The organism is Thioclava sp. UBA3469, from assembly GCF_002378135.1.
Lineage (GTDB): Bacteria > Pseudomonadota > Alphaproteobacteria > Rhodobacterales > Rhodobacteraceae > Thioclava > Thioclava sediminum.
The window spans coordinates 3510-5152 of the sequence record NZ_DFRG01000191.1 but is presented as its reverse complement, the minus strand read 5'-3'; the positions used below and the strand labels follow the sequence as shown (position 1 = coordinate 5152).

2 protein-coding genes are annotated in these 1643 nt (G+C 67.8%); both read left to right on the top strand.

Translation table 11 applies throughout. The annotated features are described in order from the left end of the window. Positions 1-83 precede the first annotated feature (83 nt). Positions 84-1208, top strand: a complete 1125-nt coding sequence (locus tag B3D39_RS13685; RefSeq protein WP_274962187.1) for a DNA polymerase III subunit delta' — start codon at positions 84-86, stop codon at positions 1206-1208. Between the two features lie 22 nt (positions 1209-1230). Further along, on the top strand, positions 1231-1643 hold a 413-nt coding region (locus tag B3D39_RS13680), incomplete at its 3' end, for a TatD family hydrolase (RefSeq protein WP_286789802.1).

Below are 1643 nucleotides of genomic sequence, written 5' to 3'. Positions count from 1 at the left end.
GCCCGGGGCTGGTCGCCCCGCGCCGACAGCCTTCCGCAAAAACCCCGCTGGAAACCGCCCGCGCGCGCAACTAGAGTGCCGCCATGAGCCTCGCCGACCTTCCCGATCCGACCCTTGCGCCCGGTGCGCGACACCCGCGCGACACGCTGCGTCTGGTCGGTCAGACGCGGGCCGAGGAGGACTTCCTCGACGCCTTCAACATGGGGCGGCTGCATCACGGCTGGCTGCTGACCGGGCCGCGCGGTGTGGGCAAGGCGACTCTGGCTTGGCGGATCACCCGCTTCCTGATGACCCAGCCGGAGGACAATGGGCCGGGCCTGTTCGGCGAGCCGGAACAGCCCACCAGCCTCGATCCCGATCCGAACCACCCGGCGCTCAGCCGCATCCACGCCGGATCGGAGCCCGGCATCTTCGTGCTCAAGCGCGGCGCGAACGCCACCGAATCCGCGCTGTCGCAGGACATTCGTGTCGATGAGGTGCGCAAGCTGCGCTCCTTCCTGCATCTGTCGGCTGCCGAGGGCGGACGGCGCGTGGTGATCATCGACGCCGCCGACGAGATGAACACCCAGGCCGCCAACGCGGTGCTGAAACTGCTCGAAGAGCCGCCGCCGCGCGTCACCTTCCTGCTGATCGCGCATCAGCCGGCGCGGCTCCTGCCGACGATCCGCTCGCGCTGTCGCGAATTGCGGTTGGGCACGCTCACGCCCGATCAGATGGAAGCCGCCATCGCCGCCGCCGAAGAGGAAGGCGAACCGCCAGAGCTCGACCACCACGCGCTGGCCGCGCTGTCGGGCGGCTCCGTCGGTGCCGCGATCCGGCTGATCAATCAGGACGGCATGACGACCTATGCCAAGCTCGTCGATCTGATGGGCACCCTGCCCCGACTCGACCGTCTGGGCGCGCTGGCGCTGGCCGAAAGCTGTGTGGGCAAAGCGAATGAGAACCGCTTCATCCTCGTGCTCAACCTGATCGACCTGTTTCTGTCGCGTGCCGCACGCGCGGGCGTGATGGGCCCGGCGCATCCCGAAGCCGCGCCCGGCGAGGCGCAGCTTCTCGCACGATTGTCGCCTGACGATCAGGCAGCGATGAAATGGGCTGCCCTCCATCAGAGCATGGGCGCACGCGCCGCCCACGGTCGGGCGGTCAACCTTGACCCTGCCGCGCTCGTGATGGATATCGTCTTGGAGATCACAGCCGCCGCCTCCTGATGCGGCGCGAAAGGAGCCGATTTTGACCCTCCCGCCCGAGATCACAGACAGCCATTGCCATCTCGATTTCCCCGATTTCGACGGTGAGCGCGACGACATCATCGCCCGCGCCAATGCCGCCGGGGTGACGCGGATGGTGACGATCTGCACCAAGCTGAAGAACGAGCCCTCCGTGCGTGCCATCGCCGAGGCGCATCGCGGCGTCTTCTACGCGGCAGGCACGCACCCGATGAGCGTCGCCGAAGAGCCGATGGCCACGGTCGAAGAACTGGTGGCGCTCGCGAAGCACCCGAAGTTCGTAGGGCTGGGCGAGACTGGGCTCGACTATCACTACACCGCCGAGAGCGCCGAGGTTCAGAAAACCTCGCTGCGCCTGCATATCGAAGCCGCCCAGGAAACCGGCCTGCCGCTGATCATCCATTCGCGCGACGCCGA

Bases quoted from the DNA above. Each gene is read 5' to 3' on its own strand.
- B3D39_RS13685 (WP_274962187.1), top strand. From the start codon at position 84: ATGAGCCTCGCCGACCTTCCCGATCCGACCCTTGCGCCCGGTGCGCGA.